18 protein-coding genes are annotated in these 20,637 nt (G+C 41.9%); 10 read left to right on the top strand and 8 right to left on the bottom strand.

All coding sequences use genetic code 11. The annotated features are described in order from the left end of the window. Positions 1-34: 34 nt before the first annotated feature. From NIES1031_RS25200 to NIES1031_RS21045, 3 genes are all read right to left on the bottom strand, one after another. Entirely contained in the window at positions 35-388 is a 354-nt protein-coding gene (locus NIES1031_RS25200) for a hypothetical protein (protein WP_218596905.1), read from the bottom strand. Positions 389-751: 363 nt separating this feature from the next. Next, positions 752-1,021, bottom strand: a complete 270-nt coding sequence (locus NIES1031_RS25195) for a hypothetical protein (RefSeq protein ID WP_218596904.1) — start codon at positions 1,019-1,021, stop codon at positions 752-754. Between the two features lie 211 nt (positions 1,022-1,232). Further along, complete coding sequence (locus tag NIES1031_RS21045) at positions 1,233-2,366, bottom strand: HetZ-related protein 2 (RefSeq protein WP_236738937.1); 1,134 nt, start codon at positions 2,364-2,366, stop codon at positions 1,233-1,235. A gap of 876 nt (positions 2,367-3,242) precedes the next feature. Between NIES1031_RS21045 and NIES1031_RS21040 the strand changes: the two genes are divergently transcribed. The 6 genes from NIES1031_RS21040 (at position 3,243) to NIES1031_RS21015 (ending at position 13,554) form a co-directional block, all read left to right on the top strand. Beyond that, complete coding sequence (locus tag NIES1031_RS21040; RefSeq protein WP_073551409.1) at positions 3,243-6,917, top strand: WD40 domain-containing protein; 3,675 nt, start codon at positions 3,243-3,245, stop codon at positions 6,915-6,917. Between the two features lie 184 nt (positions 6,918-7,101). Further along, positions 7,102-9,312: a hybrid sensor histidine kinase/response regulator gene (locus tag NIES1031_RS21035; RefSeq protein ID WP_073551408.1), complete on the top strand. Its 2,211-nt coding sequence runs from the start codon at positions 7,102-7,104 to the stop codon at positions 9,310-9,312. A gap of 373 nt (positions 9,313-9,685) precedes the next feature. Further along, positions 9,686-11,305, top strand: coding sequence for a putative bifunctional diguanylate cyclase/phosphodiesterase (locus NIES1031_RS21030; protein ID WP_236738936.1), 1,620 nt, complete (start codon positions 9,686-9,688; stop codon positions 11,303-11,305). A 668-nt stretch (positions 11,306-11,973) separates the two neighbouring features. Then, on the top strand, positions 11,974-12,624 hold the full coding sequence (upp, locus tag NIES1031_RS21025; RefSeq protein WP_073551406.1) for a uracil phosphoribosyltransferase: 651 nt from the start codon (positions 11,974-11,976) through the stop codon (positions 12,622-12,624). Positions 12,625-12,805: 181 nt separating this feature from the next. After that, a complete protein-coding gene (locus NIES1031_RS21020) occupies positions 12,806-13,144 on the top strand; it encodes a ssl2009 family thylakoid membrane protein (protein ID WP_073551405.1) in 339 nt (112 codons plus the stop codon). A 128-nt stretch (positions 13,145-13,272) separates the two neighbouring features. Then, positions 13,273-13,554 (top strand): YggT family protein, encoded by a 282-nt coding sequence (locus NIES1031_RS21015; RefSeq protein ID WP_015189853.1) that lies wholly within the window; start codon positions 13,273-13,275, stop codon positions 13,552-13,554. Positions 13,555-13,569: 15 nt separating this feature from the next. On the opposite strand, the gene NIES1031_RS21010 is transcribed toward NIES1031_RS21015, so the two are convergent. Next, positions 13,570-13,998, bottom strand: coding sequence for a hypothetical protein (locus tag NIES1031_RS21010; RefSeq protein ID WP_073551404.1), 429 nt, complete (start codon positions 13,996-13,998; stop codon positions 13,570-13,572). Positions 13,999-14,124: 126 nt separating this feature from the next. On the opposite strand from NIES1031_RS21010, the gene NIES1031_RS21005 reads away from it, so the two are divergent. After that, a complete protein-coding gene (locus tag NIES1031_RS21005) occupies positions 14,125-14,736 on the top strand; it encodes a hypothetical protein (protein WP_073551403.1) in 612 nt (203 codons plus the stop codon). A 16-nt stretch (positions 14,737-14,752) separates the two neighbouring features. Here NIES1031_RS21005 and NIES1031_RS21000 read toward each other — a convergent pair whose 3' ends face one another. From NIES1031_RS21000 to NIES1031_RS20990, 3 genes are all read right to left on the bottom strand, one after another. Further along, entirely contained in the window at positions 14,753-15,070 is a 318-nt protein-coding gene (locus NIES1031_RS21000) for an ArsR/SmtB family transcription factor (protein WP_073551402.1), read from the bottom strand. Between the two features lie 90 nt (positions 15,071-15,160). After that, entirely contained in the window at positions 15,161-16,036 is an 876-nt protein-coding gene (locus NIES1031_RS20995; RefSeq protein ID WP_073551401.1) for a ComEC/Rec2 family competence protein, read from the bottom strand. 44 nt (positions 16,037-16,080) lie between these two features. Continuing rightward, on the bottom strand, positions 16,081-16,296 hold the full coding sequence (locus NIES1031_RS20990; protein WP_073551400.1) for a hypothetical protein: 216 nt from the start codon (positions 16,294-16,296) through the stop codon (positions 16,081-16,083). Positions 16,297-16,449: 153 nt separating this feature from the next. On the opposite strand from NIES1031_RS20990, the gene NIES1031_RS20985 reads away from it, so the two are divergent. After that, a complete protein-coding gene (locus tag NIES1031_RS20985; RefSeq protein ID WP_073551399.1) occupies positions 16,450-18,081 on the top strand; it encodes a SulP family inorganic anion transporter in 1,632 nt (543 codons plus the stop codon). 79 nt (positions 18,082-18,160) lie between these two features. Beyond that, the gene (locus NIES1031_RS20980) at positions 18,161-18,724 is read left to right on the top strand and encodes a carbonic anhydrase (protein ID WP_073551398.1); all 564 of its coding nucleotides are present in this window, start codon (positions 18,161-18,163) and stop codon (positions 18,722-18,724) included. Here NIES1031_RS20980 and NIES1031_RS20975 read toward each other — a convergent pair. Beyond that, on the bottom strand, positions 18,721-19,590 hold the full coding sequence (locus NIES1031_RS20975) for a shikimate dehydrogenase (protein ID WP_218596907.1): 870 nt from the start codon (positions 19,588-19,590) through the stop codon (positions 18,721-18,723). The genes NIES1031_RS20980 and NIES1031_RS20975 overlap by 4 nt on opposite strands. A gap of 90 nt (positions 19,591-19,680) precedes the next feature. On the opposite strand from NIES1031_RS20975, the gene NIES1031_RS20970 reads away from it, so the two are divergent. Further along, on the top strand, positions 19,681-20,616 hold the full coding sequence (locus NIES1031_RS20970; protein ID WP_073551396.1) for an alpha/beta fold hydrolase: 936 nt from the start codon (positions 19,681-19,683) through the stop codon (positions 20,614-20,616). Positions 20,617-20,637: the final 21 nt, after the last annotated feature.

Here is a 20,637-nt window from a genome sequence, read left to right as displayed (position 1 = left end):
ATGATGTAGGCTTGAAAGTAGACAGTAGTTATCGTTAAATTTCTTTCAGCTTTTCTAATTGGTTATTGACATTTGTCAGCAGTTGATTGAGGACTGGTAGCGCTTCTAATTGTTCTCGGCTTAAGTTAGGATGTATTTTAGCTCGTTTGTGCATTTCCCGCAACTTGTGCTGTAGTTGTTGGGCAATGGATAATGCATCTTGACCAAGGTGCGATAATTGCTGTTGCTGATAAAATTCTAAGGCTGCACCCCGCAAAACTTGAAGTGTTGCTTCCTCACCAAAAGCGCCAGGCATAATCTGTAAACGTAAGAGGATGCGGCTATTTTGGTATAAACGTTCAATTTCTACTTGTGTTTGTTCTTCGACAGGTGCGATCGCTAAATGCATTAAATACTTGAGTTCGTCGATAACTTCTTGAAATTGTTGCGCGGGAAGTTTTTCTAAAATAGACTGTACAACACCATTCAGACTCCAAAGAATGCGACCGTATTGAGGATATTGTCGTTCAAAGTAGAGTCTGCCAATGCCTTCGGTGACTATTCTTCCAAGTAGTTCTTGAAGAAGTTCTTTTGCAGGTAATGTGGCAAGTAGTTCTACAGAACTTGCTAGATGTATTGCGTTGACTTCTAGCGTTGGTAGCGCTAAGGGCGGTTCTGTTGCTTCTAATTCGGTTGTGGAGGATGTTTTTTCGACAGTTAAGGGAGGAATTGCCTGCTGTTTCGCTTGCTGGGTAGTTTCTTTGTATTTTAATTACGCAGAAAGCATTGCCCGATGCGTATTTAAGCCGATTGATTGCGTTACTAATGAGTAACTCATGTGGCACACAATACAACCAACATAATCTTTCGCTGCGGTGTCTTCGAGGTTGACCATACCTAAGCGTAAAACATTTTCGGCTAATGACAAAGGGAGTACTTGATGATACAAACAGGCTTCAAGCGAGATTACGTTGTCGATAAGCCAGAACATTTGCTGAATATCCACTTGTACCACCCAGTTTAGACGTGCGATCGCTACCACTAGACGATGAGCATTTTACTTCAAAAAACAAGCGTATAAGCACCCAAATTAATGTATTAATTATTTCTTTTGATGACTCTAGTATAGTGAACTATTGTTGCTAATGTTCTGGTTAATTTTGCTGGATTATTTGAGAAAAAAGATACACGAAGCAATCCAGATGCTTCGCATAACAGCTATCTTAAAGAAATCAAAAAGCAAATAGATTGTCTTATCCCTGAGTTCGCATGGTTTGAGCTACTAGGTATAGCTTAATCCACTCCCCAACTACTTGATGGGTTTGCAGATGCATCAACTGCGCAATGGTTGTTGTCTCCTTACCATCTCTAAGCAACTCGATTAGCTGGCATTGTGTAGGAGTTAGTTTTGCCCAATAACTTTGCCATTGCTGCGGTGTTAAACCAAAGCTATGTTCCTGCAAAGAAGTTTCTAGCCAGTTTCCAACAAGTTCAGTTTGTTCTTTTGCCGCAAATACGCGTACTGCATGATAAGTGATCTTTTCGCGCAGGCGGTAGACTTCTTTAACTTGCAAGTTTAAACAGCGCGCGATCACTTCTTGCGATTTTCCTTGCAGATATAGCTGTAACCACTTAAGTGCAGTTATTCCCAGTTTTTGGGATAAATAAGCTTCAAATTCCTTTTGAACTTTGGTTCTTAAAGCTTGTTGCTCAATATGCGTTTGTCGATCTTGATATTGCGCGATCGCTTGGGTATCAAATAAACTAATTAGCTCGTCATTGTCTTCAGCGCAAAAATCCTCCGATACAAGCTTAACCAAATCTTGGGCGGGAACTTGCGTTAATCCACCGCGCGAAGCTCGACGTAAGTAGTTCACAAATCGATAGACAATCAACGGTTGATTGCGAATCCGCCGCAGACTATATTCCTCCAAACTCGCAAACAGTAGCGCATTCCGCAGTTTCGCATCCTCAGTGCATTGCGCAATCCAGTTCATTTGCTGCTGCATATAGCGATCACTTTGCAATAGTTCTTGAATCACTTCTTGCAGAACATCGAGTACCGTTGTTGCGCGATCGCGACTTAGAGAAACCCAAGTGTGAATCTTGTTGCGGAGAATCACTAAACTACTTAAGCGAGTCGTCAAGTTGCGATAAGCACGTTCGGGACTTTGCCCTAAATAGCGATGCAGTAAGATGCGATAACGGTATTCCATTCCTTGCTGTACGAGTTCTAGTTCATGAGGAAGCAGCGTCTCGATTCTTTCGATATCGTTACCAATTAGCCAACGCACAATACTCGCTTGGATAACTTCAGGATGTTGTTGTAGTTCAAGACAAAGCCGCGATCGCCAACTTTGTGTAAGGTCTTCTGTCCACTTAATCATGAGATTGTCTTCCTCGAATACCTGCGCTAAAGTTTGCATGACAACCTGCACTTCTATATGTCGTACTCAGTTGATTTATGTAGCAGATGCTCCTGACTTGCTTGAATTGTGCAAATTAGCTTAGTAGCGTTTACTTACACTTTTCTTAATTCCTAGCTAAAAACTCAATTTGTTTGTACATTTTTATCTTTATATTGCTGACACTACTCTCAATTCCTAAACACTGACAGTCAATACTTTTTCTCGTCAATTTTTTATTCAATAAAATTTGTTGAACTTTTATTGATTTGTCAGCACTAAAGCCAGAAAATATGCAACCTTTAATAAAATTTACAACTTTTACTTTCGGTTTTTAGCAGTTTAGCGATCGCCCGAATATCAGTTTGATATATTTAGCTTCAATTCTAAACTAGCTAGTTTTTTGTGTGCTTTATAAGTATGTGCAGAATAAGTTAAAAAAAATTAGATATGTTTTTAGTATCCATTAGTTTACTACCCCTACTTTTTAATTTTTTATTAAGGTTTCTGCCTAAAACAAAGAAAAATTGTTTGTTTCGGTGGCTTGCTTGAAACATACTTTATCGTTATCGTCTTATCCTTGTCAGTCGGTAAAAGACACCACAAGGTCGGTTAAAAGTAATAAAAATGTATTAAAGCAAACACGACTTATCTAGAGAAATAGTACAATAAGACTGCTGAAGCAACGCAAGCGATTACTACTAGGTTTCTAACTAAACTTGTTTGAAATGATGAGTATTGTTAGTTACCCCTTTAACGTTTACTCTACGGATATGAAGCCAATTCAGATAAATGATAGATTAATTATCTGTCAATTAACACAGCACGACAACAGCAATGAATAAGGAGTGCTGGTAAATGAACGTTGAAGAAGCAATAGATGTTGTTGAGAAACTTCTCGAACAAGGACGCTTAAACAAAGCTCAAGAAATTGTATTTCGGCAATCTTGGGAAGGAAAATCATACATGGAGATTGCTAAAGCGTCTGGTTATGATACTGGTTATATCAAAGATACTGGTTCTCATTTGTGGCAGTTACTGACTAAAGTTTTTGGCAAAAAAGTTACTAAAAATAACTTTCAATCAGTTGTATTACGCTACGCGCGAGTGGTACCCAAAGAGTTAAATAATCTAGCAACAGTAAGATGGCGAACCGCAAGCACTCCAAACGAAATATTATCTAAAATTTCATCGATTCAGGCTCTGAGTACTCCATTAGTAACAATTCAAGAAGAAATTAGTACTCAACATGATTGGGGAGGTGCGCCTGATATATCAATTTTTTATGGAAGAACAGAAGAATTAGCAACATTGCAACAATGGATTGTTCAAGATCGCTGTCGATTAGTAACTTTACTAGGAATGGGTGGAATCGGGAAAACCAGCGTGTCAGTAAAGTTAGCCCAAGAAATTCACACAGATTTTGAGTATATTATTTGGCGTAGTCTGCGGAATGCACCACCGATTCAAGACTTACTGACAAACTTAATTTTATTTTTCTCAAATCAACAAGAAACAATCAACGATTTACCTGAAAGCGTTGAAGCTAAAATATCATATTTAATTGAGTATTTACGTGCGTCGCGATGTTTACTGATTCTTGATAATGCCGAAACAATCTTACGTCAAGGTGAGCGTGCAGGCTATTACCTCGAAGGCTATGAAGAATACGGACAACTTTTGCGCTGTATTGCTCAAACACCACATCAAAGCTGTGCGATCTTAACAAGCCGCGAAAAGCCGCGCGGCTTAGCATCATATGAAGGAATTGCATTACCCGTGCGATCGCTACATCTCAGGGGGTTAACCGAAGTCGAAGCCAAGGAAATTTTTGCAACAAAAGGACTTTTTTGCTCAACATTACAACAGCAACTTTTGCTGGAGCATTATCGCGGTAATCCGTTAGCTTTAAAAATAGTCGCGACGAATATTCAAGAATTATTTGATGGTGATGTCGCTCAATTTCTCGCACAAGGTACTGCGGTTTTTGGCGATATCTGGGATCTTCTTGCGCAACAATTTACGCGTTTGTCGATTGCTGAACAGCAAATTATGTACTGGTTAGCTATCAATCGTGAACCTATTACATTAGCAGAACTCAAACAAGACATCCTACCACTCATATTGCCGCGCGAAGTTCTAGAAGCACTCGAATCGCTACAACAACGCTCGTTAATTGAAAAAGCAACCTCGATAACGCTTAAAAATACCGCAAGATTTACGCAACAGCCTGCGGTGATGGAGTATGTCATTGATCAATTTGTAACGACAATCTGCAATGAGATTACAACTCTAGATATTAACCTTTTCAATACTCATGCGCTAATTAAAGCACAAACGAAAGACTACATTCGCGATGCGCAAGCACGATTTATCGTGCAACCATTAGTCGATATGCTTCTAGCTAGTTTTAGAAATAAAAAAAGAATTGAAGAACACCTCGAGCGCATTCTTCAACACCTGCGAACATCACTTGCTTCAGGATATGGCGGAGGTAACATTCTTAACTTACTCATTCACTTGCAAACTGATTTAAGTCACTACGACTTTTCTGAGATGAGTGTCTGGCAAGCCTACCTCAAAAACGCTAACTTGCAACACGTTAACTTGCAATACGCAGATTTAACCAATTCAGCATTTAGCGAGAACTTCGGCTGCATTTTAGCAATGACTTACAGCCCAGACGGAGAAATTATTGCGACTGCGGGGGAAGCGGGGCAAATTCGCTTATGGCGCGTTACAGACATGAAGCCTATCTTAACGTGGAAAGGTCATATCCGTTGGATTTTAGCCGTAGCATTTAGTCCTGATGGCACGATTTTAGCGACAGGGAGCGACGATCGCACCGTAAAACTTTGGGACGCGCACACGGGTGAACTGTTGCAAACGCTACAAGGACATGCAAGCTGGGTGTGGTCGCTGGCTTTTAGCCCTGATGGTACGATTTTAGCGACGGGAAGCGACGATCGCACCGTAAAACTTTGGGACATTACCACAGGTCAAGTTCTACAATCTTTCCAAGAACACACCAATCGCGTCGAGTCTGTCAACTTCAATCCCCAAGGAACAATTTTAGCAAGTGGCAGCAATGACGGTAGTATTAGGTTATGGAATGTAATGAGCGGTCAGGCGGTCCAATTAACCGAATCAGCGCAGCCAATACGCGTGATCGCTTTTAGTGTTGATGGTGCGCTCCTAGCAAGTGGTGGTGATGATGGCAACGTTACACTTTGGGATCTCACCAGCGGAAACTGTTTGCGTTTACAAGGGCATACTTACTTAGTTCAAAGCCTAGCATTTAGCCCTGATCGCCAAACCCTCGCCAGTGGTAGTCACGACAAAAATATCAAATTATGGGATCTGACGACAGGACAATGCACAAAAACACTGCAAGGACACGCTAGCCGCGTTTGGGCAATTGCGTTTAGTCCTGATGGACAAACTTTAGCGAGTGGTAGTGACGATCGCTTGTTAAAACTGTGGGATGTAGAAACAGGTAAAGCGTTGAAAACACTCTGGGGTTATACAAATCTAGTGCGAGTTGTTGTCTTTAGTCCTGACGGCAGTTTATTGGCTACGGGAAGTAGCGATCGCACCGTGCGCTTGTGGGATATCCACACAGGTAAAGTTGTCAAAGCTTTTCAAGGACACACGCGTGGTATTCTCTCGACGGCATTTAGCCACAACGGGCAAATTCTCGCAAGTGCCAGTGAAAAAATTAATTTGTGGAACGTCGCCAGCGGTAAGCTGATGAGAACATTACAAGGACACACAAACTGGGTATGGTCGGTTGCATTCCACTCGCAAGACAACATTTTAGCGAGTGCGAGCGGCGATCATACAGTGAAGCTATGGAATGTGGCAACAGGACGTTGCCTGCGAACGCTTGTAGGACATACAAACTGGGTGTGGTCGGTGGCGTTTCATCCGCAGGGTAGGATTTTAGCAAGTAGCGGTGATGTCACTGTCAGATTATGGGACGTTGTTACAGGAGAGTGTATTAAGGTTCTTCAAGGACATACTAACGGCGTTTGGTCGGTGGCGTTCCATCCACAAGGCAAAATTCTGGCAAGTGCTAGCGACGACTACACCGTAAAGTTATGGGATGTTGACACAGGAGCGTGTTTGCAAACATTGCAAGAACACACTAACGGCGTTTGGTCGGTTGCATTTAGTCCTGATGGAGAATGCCTCGCGAGTGCGAGTGATGATAAAACGTTAAAACTCTGGGAAGTTAGTACGGGCAAGTGCTTACAAACCTTCCAAGGACATAGCGATCGCGTTACATCCGTCAGCTTTCACCCCCAAGGAAAACTTCTCGCTAGCGGTGAACAAGAAGAACAGATCAAACTTTGGGATCTCGATACCGGTGAATGCTTAACCACAATCCGTAGCGAACGCCCTTATGAGGGCATGAATATTACTGGTGTCACCGGCTTAACCGAGGCTCAAATTGCTATGCTCAAAGCCCTTGGTGCAGTGGAAAGGGAAGCAGCAGAGGAGCCTGCGCCGTGCGGGTGGCTCCCTCGTTGAGGTGACTGGCGTGAGTAAGAAAGATATGAGATTAGATCATTTGCTCTGGTGCAACTAGCGAACTGCCTATCTGAAAATTTGTGATGCCAAACACAAATTTAATGTAATCTATACCACTAAATGCAATTTACTTTTTCAATAGATTTTAAATAAACTTAAGCAAGATTGAAGTCTTGTAGAAAGAATGCTGCCACTACGGGTGCAATCGCCGATACAGTCATCAGAATCAGAACGCAATATCAATCTCGATCAGCAAACGCAACTTGATCCACATGGTGAAGTGATCGCGTTGTTCGATGCTGCCAATCGCCTTGTTGTATTTAATCAACAGTTTTGTCAAAATTGGGGCTTACACTCCAACTGGCTCAAACAAAAACCCCACTACGAAGAGGTTTTTGCTGAAATCGTCAAGCAAGGCTATTGGTCGCAAACAGAGTACGCGCAATTTCTCAGCGCCATTACATCACCTGAAACAATTTTTCCCATTTATATTGAGCAAACTAATGGTAAATCGATAGAAGCTTATTGTAGCAACACATCGGATACTGGAAGTGTCATTACTTTTTTAGATATTACTGAACATCGACGTTCTCAAGCGCATCTTAGCGCCGAACTCAAACGACAAGCATTTCTTTTGGGTTTGATGGAACGTATCCAGCCGGCGAGTGAACTGCAAGAAATTGGACAGTTTGCGCTCAGCTACCTCGTACAAGCAATGGGGGCTGCGTTTGGTGATGTCAAGGTGATTTTCGGTAAAGGGCAAGAAGCTTTGGCGCATGTCCTCACAAATGAAATTTCTGGGCAATTTGTCGCGACTTATGGCGAGGCTGTTGCAGCCGAGATGACAAAATTACTCGATCGTGGCATTCCCTACGGACAAGGACTTCTCTGGCAAGTTGTCGAAACTGCTACACCGCTATTTGTTGAAGATTATTACAAACACTCCAAGGCAGTAACCGCATTTCGTCACCCTGGTATTGGTCAATTAGGTATCTTTCCAATTCCCGCTGCTGACAGCACCATCATTGGTGTATTAACGCTAGAATCTCGAAGCTTACGCAAGTTACAAGATGCTCCACAGCAAGATATGCTCATGGCAGCCTGCCGGATGCTCGGAGTTGCCATCGAACGCGCCCAAGCGCAAGAACGCCTGCGTCAGATCAACAAAGACTTAGAGCAAGCTTCGCAGCTTAAATCAGAATTCTTGGCTTCGATGTCGCACGAACTACGCACGCCCTTAAATAGTATTCTCGGTTTTTCAGATTTATTACTACGCCAAGATCTTGTGCCTTTATCTTCGCGTCAAACAAAATATTTGCGGGTGATCGAAGAAAGCGGTCAACACCTGTTGCAACTGATTAATGATATTCTCGACTTATCTAAAATTGAATCTGGTAAAGCTGAATTAGAATTACAACCTGTCTCAATTCCCGATCTGTGTCTGCAATGTCAGGAAATGATTCAGCCCCGCGTCAATAAGAAACGGCTGCAACTTTCTCTCAATTTTGACAATCGCTTAAAACAAGCTAACTTAGATGAGCGTCGTGTTCGCCAAATTTTAATTAACTTACTCTCAAATGCGGTTAAATTTACACCCGAAGGCGGTCACATTAAACTGAGTTGTCGGATCGCTTACGGCAATGAATTACAATCAGAAATTTATCGACCTGATTGTAGTCCAGTCAATCTCAGTACACCGTATGTGTGTATCGCCGTTGAAGATACAGGAATTGGTATTCCTCAAGACAAGTGGCATTTACTATTTCGTCCTTTTCAACAAGTCGATGCTTCTTTGACTCGACAACACGAAGGGACAGGCTTAGGGTTAGCACTCACAAAACGACTCGCAGAACTTCATGGGGGAACGGTTTCGCTCGAATCAATAGAAAACCAAGGTAGTACATTTCGGGTGTGGCTACCGTTGACCGAAATGCGCCAGCAGTTGGTAATGCAGCACCTGAATCAAACTGAGGCTTCTTTTACGCCAGAATGTGCGATCGCAACTGGTGAAGGTAAATGGATATGGGTTGTAGAGGATCAGCCATACAACCAAGCACTCATTATCGAGATGTTGGAATTACAAGGTTATAGAGTAGAGCTAATTGCCGACGGTCGTGCCATGATGGAAGTAATTCATTTGTACGCTGCATCTGCTAAAGCTTTACCCGATTTGATTCTTATGGATATTCAGTTACCGAAAGTCGATGGTTTTAAACTGATCCGCCAACTCAAATCTAGCCCTTACTGGCAATCAGTACCAGTCGTGGCGCTGACTGCAATGGCAATGACAGGCGATCGCGATCGCTGTCTGGGTGCGGGCGCGGATGCTTATCTAAGTAAACCTCTAAGTTTGACTAATCTACAAAATACACTGCAAGCTTTAATCAAAGCCTAGCGGCTGAGAGACAGTTTAATTTTCAAGTTTTTAAGTAATTTCACTGCGGTAGCTGCGTTTTTTATTAATTAAGATACAGGATACACGCTTTTGAATTGAAAGATGCTGGATGGAATCAGTTATTTAACAGTAATTATATGTGTTATTTAACTATTGTAAATATTTTTTATCTAATTTGTTCGCTAATCGCTATAAAGAATTAGCACTGGGCGACCTCAGCTATAATTGTTGCTGATCTAGGAGCAATGCATTCATAAAGTAGATTTAAAAATCATAAAATATAGGAATGATTGCAAAAATGCGTTCTCCTAACCTCCAATTATACTCATTTTTATCACGCCTTCCTTTATTAAAAAGTTATAAAGGCAAGATTATGGTAATTGCCTTTATAGGCACGCATATACCACTTTTATCTTTACTTATTTATTTTGTTAACTCAACATCTTTTGGGCTGCAATTGAAGTTGCGCATCATAGTCATTGCGCTAGTAGCAACTTTAATAGGTACAGCACTGACACTATACGCATTACACAATTTACTAGCACCAATAACACTCACCTTTTTAGAGTTAAGAAAATACTTACTCCACAAAGAACTACCAAATTTGCCAACAGAGTTTACAGATGAAGCTGGAATTTTAATGGCAGATACAGCACATACGCTGAAAAAACTCGATCAAGTCATCAACTATATGGCAGACTATGATGATTTGACAGGATTACCAAACCGTGATTTGTTTCGCGATCGCTTGCAACAAGCGGTAGCACAAGCCCAAAATAGCCACCAGATGTTGGCAATCATTCTACTGCGCTTAAATCGCCTCAAAAGAATTAATGATACTTTGGGTTATCACGCGGGTGATGTTCTATTGAGAAATGCGGCGCAAAGGTTTGCAAGTTGCATGAGTGACAATGACATATTGGCACGGCTTGGCAGTAACACGTTCGCAATTGTCCAAACTCACCTGCGCACTGTTGACGACATTGTGACCTTAGCTGAAAAAATCTGTGATGCTTCTGCTAGAACTTTTACGATCAATCAGCAAGAAATTAGTACTGGCGCTAGTTTAGGTATCGCGATCTATCCTAATGACAGCACGAATGCTGAACATCTTGTCAGCCATGCTGATACAGCAATGCATCAAGCACAAAGGCAAGGGTCAAATTATCAGTTTTATTCGACCGATATCAATAACGGTTTACAAGAACGATTAGCGTTAGAAAGTGAACTTTACTACGCACTCGATCGCGGGGAACTCCTACTGCACTATCAACCGCAAGTTTCCCTGCATAGCGGACGTATTATTGGCGTAGAAACGCTAATTCGCTGGCAAAACCCCACACGTGGATTGGTATCTCCAGCAAAATTCATTCCGATTGCTGAAGAAACCGGCTTGATTGTTCCGATTGGCGAATGGGTATTACGTACTGCTTGCGCGCAAAGCCTCGCATGGCAAGCTCAAGGATTTCCAGCATTGAAAATAGCAGTTAATTTATCAGCGCGTCAATTCAAGCAACAAAACTTAGTTGAAACCGTAACTCAAGTTCTAGATGCAACAGGTTTAGATCCTAATTATCTTGAACTCGAATTAACTGAAAGTTTGATGGTAGATAACATTCAACAATCGATCAACGTTATGCAACAATTGCATAACATGGGGATTGTGCTTTCGGTTGATGACTTCGGTACCGGTTATTCTTCGTTAAACTATCTCAAACGATTTCCGATTCATACACTTAAAATTGACCAATCTTTTGTGTGTGACTTGGTAGTAAACTCTGATGATGCGGCGATCGTCGATGCAATTATTTCGCTTGCGCATAGTCTCAACCTAAGCGTGATTGCTGAAGGTGTCGAAAGCCAGGAACAATTAGATTACTTACAAACTAAAGGCTGTGACGAAGTGCAAGGCTACTACTTCAGCCGTCCTCTACCTGCAAATACCTTTACCCAACTATTACAAGAGGGTAAGACTTTAAGCTTAGCAGTTTAAACCGCAGCCATATGGACAAAACTATATCACCACCATTGTGAGGCAAATACCTAACCCCTTGCAGTAGTTGAAAACTTTCTAGCGTTAATTGTACAATTGGATGCTACTCAGCATTTGATGCAAATAATCTCTCCAAATTCTTGCAAAAATTTCTCACAGTCTTAAAAAACTGCTAATTATTATTCGTGGAGTAGCGATAACTGAGCGTAAATTACTTCTAGATTAACACTCACCACTTCTCATCGTTGCGTGAGTAGGTTAGTTGTGCCTTGAGTCTTGAAGCTAAAAATGATTAAGTCTCAACATCACAGCGTTTGTTACTGTAACAAATTCTCCCATACCAGAACTATCATCACCTCGGAAAAAGAATTTCCGTATTCTGGGGTCGCGCTTAATCTCCAAAAAAATAGGGATCAGTCTGCTACTGCTGACCAACCCCGTCTGCCGATCTTTAAAAGAGAGGAGAACACTGAATGTCAATATAAACTTGATTGACAAACAATGTCAATAGTTAATGAAAATAATTTTCAACAATTCGAGAAGGATTCTGTCAAGCTGCCACGACTTTAGCTATTTTTGCGTCAGTCCTGGTTATATATCCTCCCAAGCCGCGCAGGAAGAGAGTATGATGATGCAGACCAGTAATTTACCAGTCATTTGATCGAGCTATGACGCTGCAATTGCGTGTTTATGTTCCACCGCATCCACTGATTAAGCATTGGTTAGGCGTTGCCCGCGATGCTGCGACGCCTTCAGTTTTGTTCAAAACTGCCATGACAGAATTAGGGCGCTGGTTGACTTACGAAGCCGTAAGAGATTGGTTACCAACGCAAGACGTAACCATCGATACGCCGTTAGCAACTGCGCCAGCAACTTTAGTTAATCCTGAAGTCCCGATCGCCGTTGTTCCGGTTTTACGCGCTGGATTAGCTTTACTCGAAGGCGCACAAACGTTGCTACCATTAGCGTCAGTTTACCACTTGGGTTTGGTACGCGACGAAAACACATTAGAAGCAAGTTGCTATCTCAATAAACTCCCTGACCAGTTTGCACCAGAAACACGAGTTTTGATTACTGAGCCAATGTTGGCAACCGGTGGCTCAATTATGATGACCTTAGCCGAATTAGAAAAACGCGGCGTAGACCCAAGTTTGACGCGGATTATTTCGGTTGTTGTTGCTCCTCCAGCATTGCAAAAAATCGGCGCAGCTTATCCAGGATTAGTAATTTATACCGCAACAATTGATGAATTCGTTAACGAACAAGGATTTATTGTTCCTGGATTAGGCGATGCGGGCGATCGCACGTTTGGAACATAATGTCAGGGGTCAAAGGTCAGAGGTCGGAGTCCTAAGTTTGAGCATCTCTAATGTCCTAATGATATTGACCATTGAGATAAAAGCCTTGCTCCAGAAAAATTTAATCTAGATTCTCAGCAAAAGGCTGCATCGCCTACCATTTGAATAAGGCGACAGTGCATTCTAAGAGGGCAGTATCAGTATGAATCAGCGTGATGGGTTTGCTAGTGGTTTTCTAACTGGCACAATCGTAGGAGGGATCGTAGGAGGCGTTATTGGCGCTTTGTTAGCTAGTCAAAATGCTAACTATGAAGCAACGGGAGAGTTCGCAGAAAAGCGCAACTCAAAACTGTCAGATAATAATCGGCTCAAACGACGCCAAATCAAAGCAGCTTACTCGGATCAGAGTATCGAAACCGCACGGCGTAGCTTAGAAGATAAAATTGCTCAACTTAATGAAACAATCGATGAAGTTCGTCTAACCTTAGGACAAGTCAACAGCAATCAGCCAGATAGCGAACAATCGCCCAAAGACTTATAGCGATACATCAGCTGCAAACCAAGCGATCATATGCGGATCTTTCTTGCTAAAGATCCCAAAAGAGCTAATATCGGCTAAATTAAAATCATTCTTTGTTAAAGTGCAATTTAGTAACTCACTCCCAATCTATGAGTTCCATTTACTTACTGACAAATACGCTTGTTACATTTATCACAATTTACACCTATATCCTCATTATTCGGGTACTCCTCACCTGGTTCCCTAATATTGATTGGTATTCGCAACCTTTTGCTGCAATCAGCCAAATCACCGATCCTTATTTGAATCTATTTCGTTCGTTTATTCCTCCCTTGGGCGGAATTGATATTTCACCGATTTTGGCTATTTTGCTATTGCAAGTAGCAGGAAGCCTCATCGGTGGATTACCAGGAGCATTTGCTTACTACTAAGCCGTATTGCTGAAATTACCGTCGAACTTGACCGCTAAAACCGGCTGCCTTAAACTGCTTTAGCTTTAAAGGAGTAGGTTGATTTGCCGGTACAGAAATTCTCAATTCAAAATCACTGGTTCCTGGCGGAACTTCGGCAATAGAACCCAAGCGAGTACGATTTTGCATGACGGGTTCATTATTAGCATCATAGATTCTGCCAAAAATATCAGCATCATAGACTGGTTTATTAGAAGCATTTTCGGCTTTACCAGTGACAATATAGCAGTTAGCTGCCATTGTCGTACCACTCGTCACGGCTCCCTCAGAAAGTTCTTGCGGACACTCGTGATACGTCAGATTTGATAGTTTGATTTGAGTAAGTGCTAACGCTGGGGGACTCCATAAACAAATAGCGATCGCGATAAGGCAAGTTATGAGGATAACAGTAAAACTACGACGCATAAACGACAACAGTAAAAATAATTGTGACCAACCTCAGCTTAAGCTGAGATTTTCCTAGGGACAAGCGTTTTAAAAGTTTTGTATTCAGGTTTTATCGTAAAATAGGAAATCGCAACTTAACTTGCTATGAACCCTGCGGAGATCGAAGCAACCCTGCAAGCAGCATTTAGAGACTGTGAAGCAGCAGGTTGCGCTCTCACAGAGCAGCAAAAAGAAATTATCATCCAAGCGATCACACATCAGCATTCACTCGAAGATATAGATAGTGCTTCGACAAATCCACTTGCGGAACTCACAATAGAGGAACGCCGCAGTTTTTGGGAATATATCAAAGAACAACAACAGCAAGAACGTGATTGGAAAATTCAACTGTTGAATGATTGGTTAATGAGTCGCGACTCTGGAAAAGTGCAGTTTCTTCGCGATCGCTACGGTTTGCAATGGTTAAATCGCATCAAACCTGTTCATATTGCCGAGTATGCCGATGGGGCAGAGGATACTTTAAAGCTTAAAGTTGGCGATCGCATTGAAGTTTCCAACGGCTTGTGGGAATGGGTGCAAGAAACAGGTCCTTGTCAGCGAGAATGGTATAGTTGCACTGTGCTTCAAATTAAGGAAGCCGATGATGGCAATAACACGACAACAAGCTGTGTTGTTCGTTTAAGTAATGGCGCAGAATACGAAATTCAAGGCGTGTATAGCTGGAACCGTTATAATTGGCGTTGGATGTCAGAATAAACTTGACGTTGCAACTTTACTCTAATTTTTCGAGCGCATCACGTACATCAACTAGATGATTGTTAAATACTTCTAGTGCAGCATCTAGAATATTAAAAATAGCTGGGTCACGTACAGAGTAAAATACATAATTGCCTTGCTTACGGCTTGTAACTAAATTGCGACTGCGCAGTACAGCGAGTTGCTGAGATACTGAAGATGGATCGGCTTGAACCCACTGGGCAATGCTATTCACGCTTTGTTCTCCCAGTCTTAAAGCATCTAAAATTTGAATTCGTACTGGATTGGATAATACTTTAAACAGATCAGCTTTAAAATAACTGGGCTTAAACATTACTTACATACCTGTGTATCTTCAAAGCTCTTCAGTTAACTTAATATTTTAGCATCTGAAAGCGCAAGTTACAACTTGAATAGAGTTAATTTAATTCAAGTTTATATGCTCAAATTCTAAAAATTGAGCAGCTGTGTTTTTGTGATCTTGAAGCTGAGTTTGTACTTGTCGCAGTCTATCAAGATATTTAGTAATAGTAATAGTTCCTTCATCGTAAGTGGTTAACAGTTTTTTATGACTAACTCCTAAAGGAGAACCGTAGGCATGACTTTGATATCGCTGCATCATTCGTGGTGAAATGGGTTGTTCCAATTCATTAGAAACGATAATAACTTCTGGTTTGCAATAATCAAAAACCGATGGGCAATAACCATCTTCTTTACCATGATTAGCTGCTACAAAAATATTAACTTGTCGTAAGCGATCGCAAAACTGAGGCGACTTGAGAAGTGACAACCAACCTGCTGTTTGTAAATTACTAGGAAAGATAATATTAATATCTCGATAAGATAAAAAAGTCACCAAACTCAAGTTATCAGCATCCTGAAATTCTGAGTAATTGTTCCAGAAAAATGAGATGGCGACATCATCAATTTTCATCACTTGAGTACTTCCTACTCCTGGAGGTGTATCTGACATAAAGGCAAGAGCATTTTTGAATCGCTGATTTAAACGTTGTAATCCTGGAAATTTTTCAGCATCAACTGAGGGGTTTGCAAGATAAAAATGAATTGGCAAACAGTGTTCTAAAGACTGATTCAAAATATCGGCAAAACCAGATAAATGCTCTTCTGTATAAGCAGGAACAATCAAGCATTCTAGAGAATTGCAATGCTTTTGCACAATATATTGTGAGGGCCTAAATACTGTGTGCGAATAGCCACTATCAAGAAGTATTGTCCGGTGATCGTCTGTAATCACAACTGCACAGAATCCGCGATCAACATCAAAAATTTTAATTTCCATTGTCTTAATATATATCTCACAAAATGCTACAAAAAGTTGACATTTTACTCAGAAACACAATCAAACGCAATTGTGTATGAAGTACTAGGTCGTGCTTGTTTAAGAAACCGCAAGTGTGCTTCCGCCTCTGTCCGAGAAGAAAACTTGGCAACAACAATAGATTGCAGATTAGGAAGGTGACGGACAACATACCACACGGAAGTTGACCTCTCAATCTGATTTTGTAAATAACGCTCAACGTGATTAGACTCAACATCCATGTATCTGTACATCTGAATCAGTTAAATACGCTCAAAGGGCGCAGTTGACTTGGATATCGCTGCTTGCCACACCTTAGCATGGGTGCTAATCTATATGCAAGACTTTGCAGATACAAAGATACAAAGATAAATATTGGAGTTGGATAGCACCAGATGACACGAGCAAACCTTCTGAAGATTACTAATTGGCGTGGGGACTTGACTGGAGGGCTGACAGCAGCAATTGTGGCGCTTCCTCTAGCATTAGCATTTGCCGTAGCGAGTGGCGTAGAACCGAAAGCCGGACTTTACACAGCAATTGTGGCAGGGATTGTAGCAGCAGTATTTGGTGGTTCTCCTGTACAGATTACAGGTCCTACGGGAGCAATGGCAGTTATCTTGATTGGGATTGTTGCCAAGTACGGAATTGAAAAAGTGTGGATTGCTGGGGTGATGGCAGGAATCATTCAAGTTGCCCTAGGAGTTGCCAAGCTTGGCAGGCTGGTCAAATTTATTCCTTATCCAGTTACTGCCGGTTTTACGAATGGCATTGCCATCATCATTTTTTGCGGACAATTGAATAATTTTTTTGGTTTACATTTATCGCGCAGCGAACACTTTTTGCCAGGATTATGGGCAACACTAACGCATCTAGAAGCTATCAATTGGGCAGCGGTAGGGTTAACGCTGATGGTAATTACTACCAAATTGCTTTGGACGCAGATTACTACTGGCATCCCAGGCTCATTAGTTGGGTTAGTCTTAGCAACAGCGATCGCTGCTTGGTTGCATCTCGATGTCCCCACCATTGGTTCAATTCCGCAATCATTGCCAATACCGCAGACAATTCCTCATTGGAATGACTTTCAGCTTATTCAAGAACTAATTAGTCCAGCATTAGCCCTAGCAGCTTTGGGCAGTATTGAATCGTTACTGTCGGCAGTAGTAGCAGATGGCATGACTGTCAGCGAGAAGCATAATAGCGATCGCGAACTTATAGGTCAAGGTTTAGCAAATATCATCGTGCCTTTTTTCGGTGGTATTCCAGCAACAGGAGCGATCGCCCGTACAGCAGTTAATGTCCGCGCTGGCGGCAAAACTCGGCTTTCTGGTGTCATTCACGGCGTTGCACTGGCAATCATTGTTTTAGTATTAGCTCCCTTAGCAGCACAGGTTCCCTTAGCAGCCTTGGCAGGTATTCTCATGGTTACAAGTGTGCGGATGATTGAGTGGGAAGCGATCGGGTTGTTGATGCGAGCAACATACTCTGACTTTGCTGTCATGATTCTTACGTGGCTAGTGACTGTTTGTTTTGACTTAGTGTTAGCAGTAGAAGTCGGCTTGATTGCCGCAGGAGCATTGTTTATTAAACGAATGAGTGACCTTAGTTTAGGTAAAGTATCTGAAATAGAAGCCTTTCCGCCTGGTGTACCCTTGGAGCTAAGTAAACAAATTGCAGTCTACCGAGTTGATGGTCCCTTATTTTTTGGGGCTGCTGAGCGCTTTGTGACTTTTTTGCGCGACGAACCAGAAGTAAAATACTTGATTTTACGGTTGCGATTTGTGCCTAATATGGACACTACTGGACTTGTTGCATTAGAAGACATTTACTATGACTTAAAACGACGCAACTGTCGTTTGCTACTAAGTGGTTTGCAACCCCAGGTAAAGCAAATGCTAGAACGTAGTGGCTTACTCGACAAAATAGGTAAAGAAAATTGCTTTGAAACTACTGATGCTGCAATTTGTGCGCTGTCTCCTGAACTTGGATGCCATCAAGAGTTAGTCTCTGTTCGTGAGAATTAAATGACTAAATGACCTGTAATTTAATGAGTGACATACGAGCTTATTTCTTTTTAGAGAAACATTTATACTAGATTTCAAAATGCAACAAATTAGCGGCTGTGCCTGTAGTCAAGATCATCAATTTCCTCGTCGTTATTTTTTGCGATCGCTCTTACCTGCAATTGTTGCTCCTTTTTTATTAAAAACTTTACCAGCTACGGCAGAACATCAGGCAAAAGCATTAGTACTCAGTTGTATTGATTTTCGCTTTCTAGAAACAGAGCGATATTTCTTGTCGCTGCAACATCTTAGTAATCAATATGATTGGACAGCTTTAGCTGGTGCTTCTCTAGCATTATCTGGTTTCCCCCATACTGCTGAAGCTGAAGCATTTTGGGATCAACTAGAGTTATCTCACAATTTACATCACATTACAAAAGTGATTGTCTTGGATCATCAAGATTGTGGAGCATATGCTAGTAAAATTGACCCTGAGTTGAGTAATGACCGAGAACGCGAACAACAAGTTCATGCAGATTATTTAAATCGAGCTTACTGGGAGATTCGCAAGCGCTATCCTGATCTCAACATAGAGCTTTATTTTGTAACTCTTAATGCTGAAGTTCAGTCTGTGATGCCTACAGTTGAGTCAAGTCTCAGCTAACGCTTGATTAATTGCTGTTGTAAAGCCTGCCGCATAATATCGATAGGGACTGATTGCTGTAACCAGATGTTTAGTGCCGCCGCGCCTTGTTGAACGAGCATTTCTAGTCCATCTATCGTCATTGCGCCTTGTTTTTCGGCTTGCTGAAGAAACTGCGTAGGACGTGGAGTGTAAATTAAATCGTATGCGATCGCATTTGAGGACAAGAGCATCATTTCTGCAACACTTAAGGGTGATGCTTCAGTGTGCGGATGCATTCCCACAGGAGTTGTATTGACTAATAAAGTCGCTTGGGGAATCAATTGTGGTAATTTATCCCAAGTATGAACTTGTAATTTACTGCTGATATCTGCATCGTGCCAACTAGCGTAAAATTGCTGTAGCTTTTGCAAGTTACGACCAATGACGTGAATTGTCGGACAACCCAATTGAGCGCAAGCAGCGACGACTGCTCTTGCGGCTCCCCCATAGCCTAAGATTAGTGCTACAGCACTATTCCAATCGCAATTTATATCTTGCAACGGAGCCAGAAAGCCTACAACATCGGTGTTTGTACCTGCCCAAGTATCACCTTGGCGCCAAACTGTATTAACGGCTCCCACCGCTTGAGCCACATCAGAAATTTCCGACAGCAACGGTAAAATTGCCTGTTTATGGGGAATCGTCACGTTAAAGCCTTTGAGATTGATTGCTGCAAATCCAGCAACTGCTGCGGTTAAAGCTTCTGGTTTAACTGATAGAGGTAGATAGGCATAATCGAGCTTTAAGTGGGCGATCGCTGCATTATGCATTACCGGAGACAGCGAGTGTTCTACCGGATGCCCAATCACGCCAAGTAGTTGTGTTTTACCTGTAATCACTTGTATTGATAGCAAATTTAACCTGTCTACTTAGATAGATTACATGGTTATAATCCACGTTAAAATTATTAAAGTAACTTAACATTTATTGAGATTATGCAGGCGACTTCTGCTACTAGCTCAATTCCTGGCAAATATTGGCAGTGGCGAGGACAGTCAATCTATTATGTACGCGCCGGACAATCCTCAGCGCATCCTCCATTATTATTAGTACACGGATTTGGTGCTTCAACTGACCATTGGCGCAAAAATATTGCTGGGTTATCGCGTGATTTTGAAGTATGGGCAATTGATTTATTAGGTTTCGGGCGTTCAGCTAAGCCAAAGTGGCAATACAGCGGCGATTTATGGCGCGATCAGTTGTATGACTTTATTCAAGAAGTCATTGGTCAGCCAGTAGTATTAGCGGGTAACTCATTAGGCGGGTATACGAGTTTATGCGTTGCTGCCCAGCGACCAGACGCAGCAGCCGGATTAGTCTTACTCAATAGCGCTGGTCCTTTTAACGAAGACCAGCCGACAGCCGAATCCGAAGCTGTACAATCCGAAATTCAGCCACCAAAACAGTCTGATTGGATACAACGATTTCTGCAAGAGTCGGCGAAATGGTTTTTCCAACAATCCTTGGGGCGTTTTTTGTTGTTTCAGTACATCCGTCAACCTTGGGTCATTCGCCAAACCTTAGAAAAGGTTTATCTCGATAAAAGCGCGATTACAGACCAGCTTGTGGAAGACATTTACCGCCCTTCGTGCGATCCTGGTGCAGTTGATGTTTTTGCTTCTGTGTTTAGTACTCCTCAAGGGGAAAAAGTAGACACACTGCTACGACAGTTAAAGTGTCCGTTGCTGCTTTTATGGGGAGAAGCCGATCCTTGGATGAATGCAAGAGAGCGATCGCCTAAGTTTCGCAAGTACTATCCAGAATTAACCGAGTATTTTTTGCGCGCTGGACATTGCCCGCATGATGAAGTACCAAATCAAGTTAACTCGCTGTTAAAAGAGTGGTTACTCACGCTAAGCGCAGCATCATAAAACAATTTGGGTCTAGTCAGA

This window comes from Chroogloeocystis siderophila 5.2 s.c.1 (genome assembly GCF_001904655.1).
GTDB lineage: Bacteria > Cyanobacteriota > Cyanobacteriia > Cyanobacteriales > Chroococcidiopsidaceae > Chroogloeocystis > Chroogloeocystis siderophila.
This window is presented reverse-complemented; position numbering and strand designations above follow the sequence as displayed.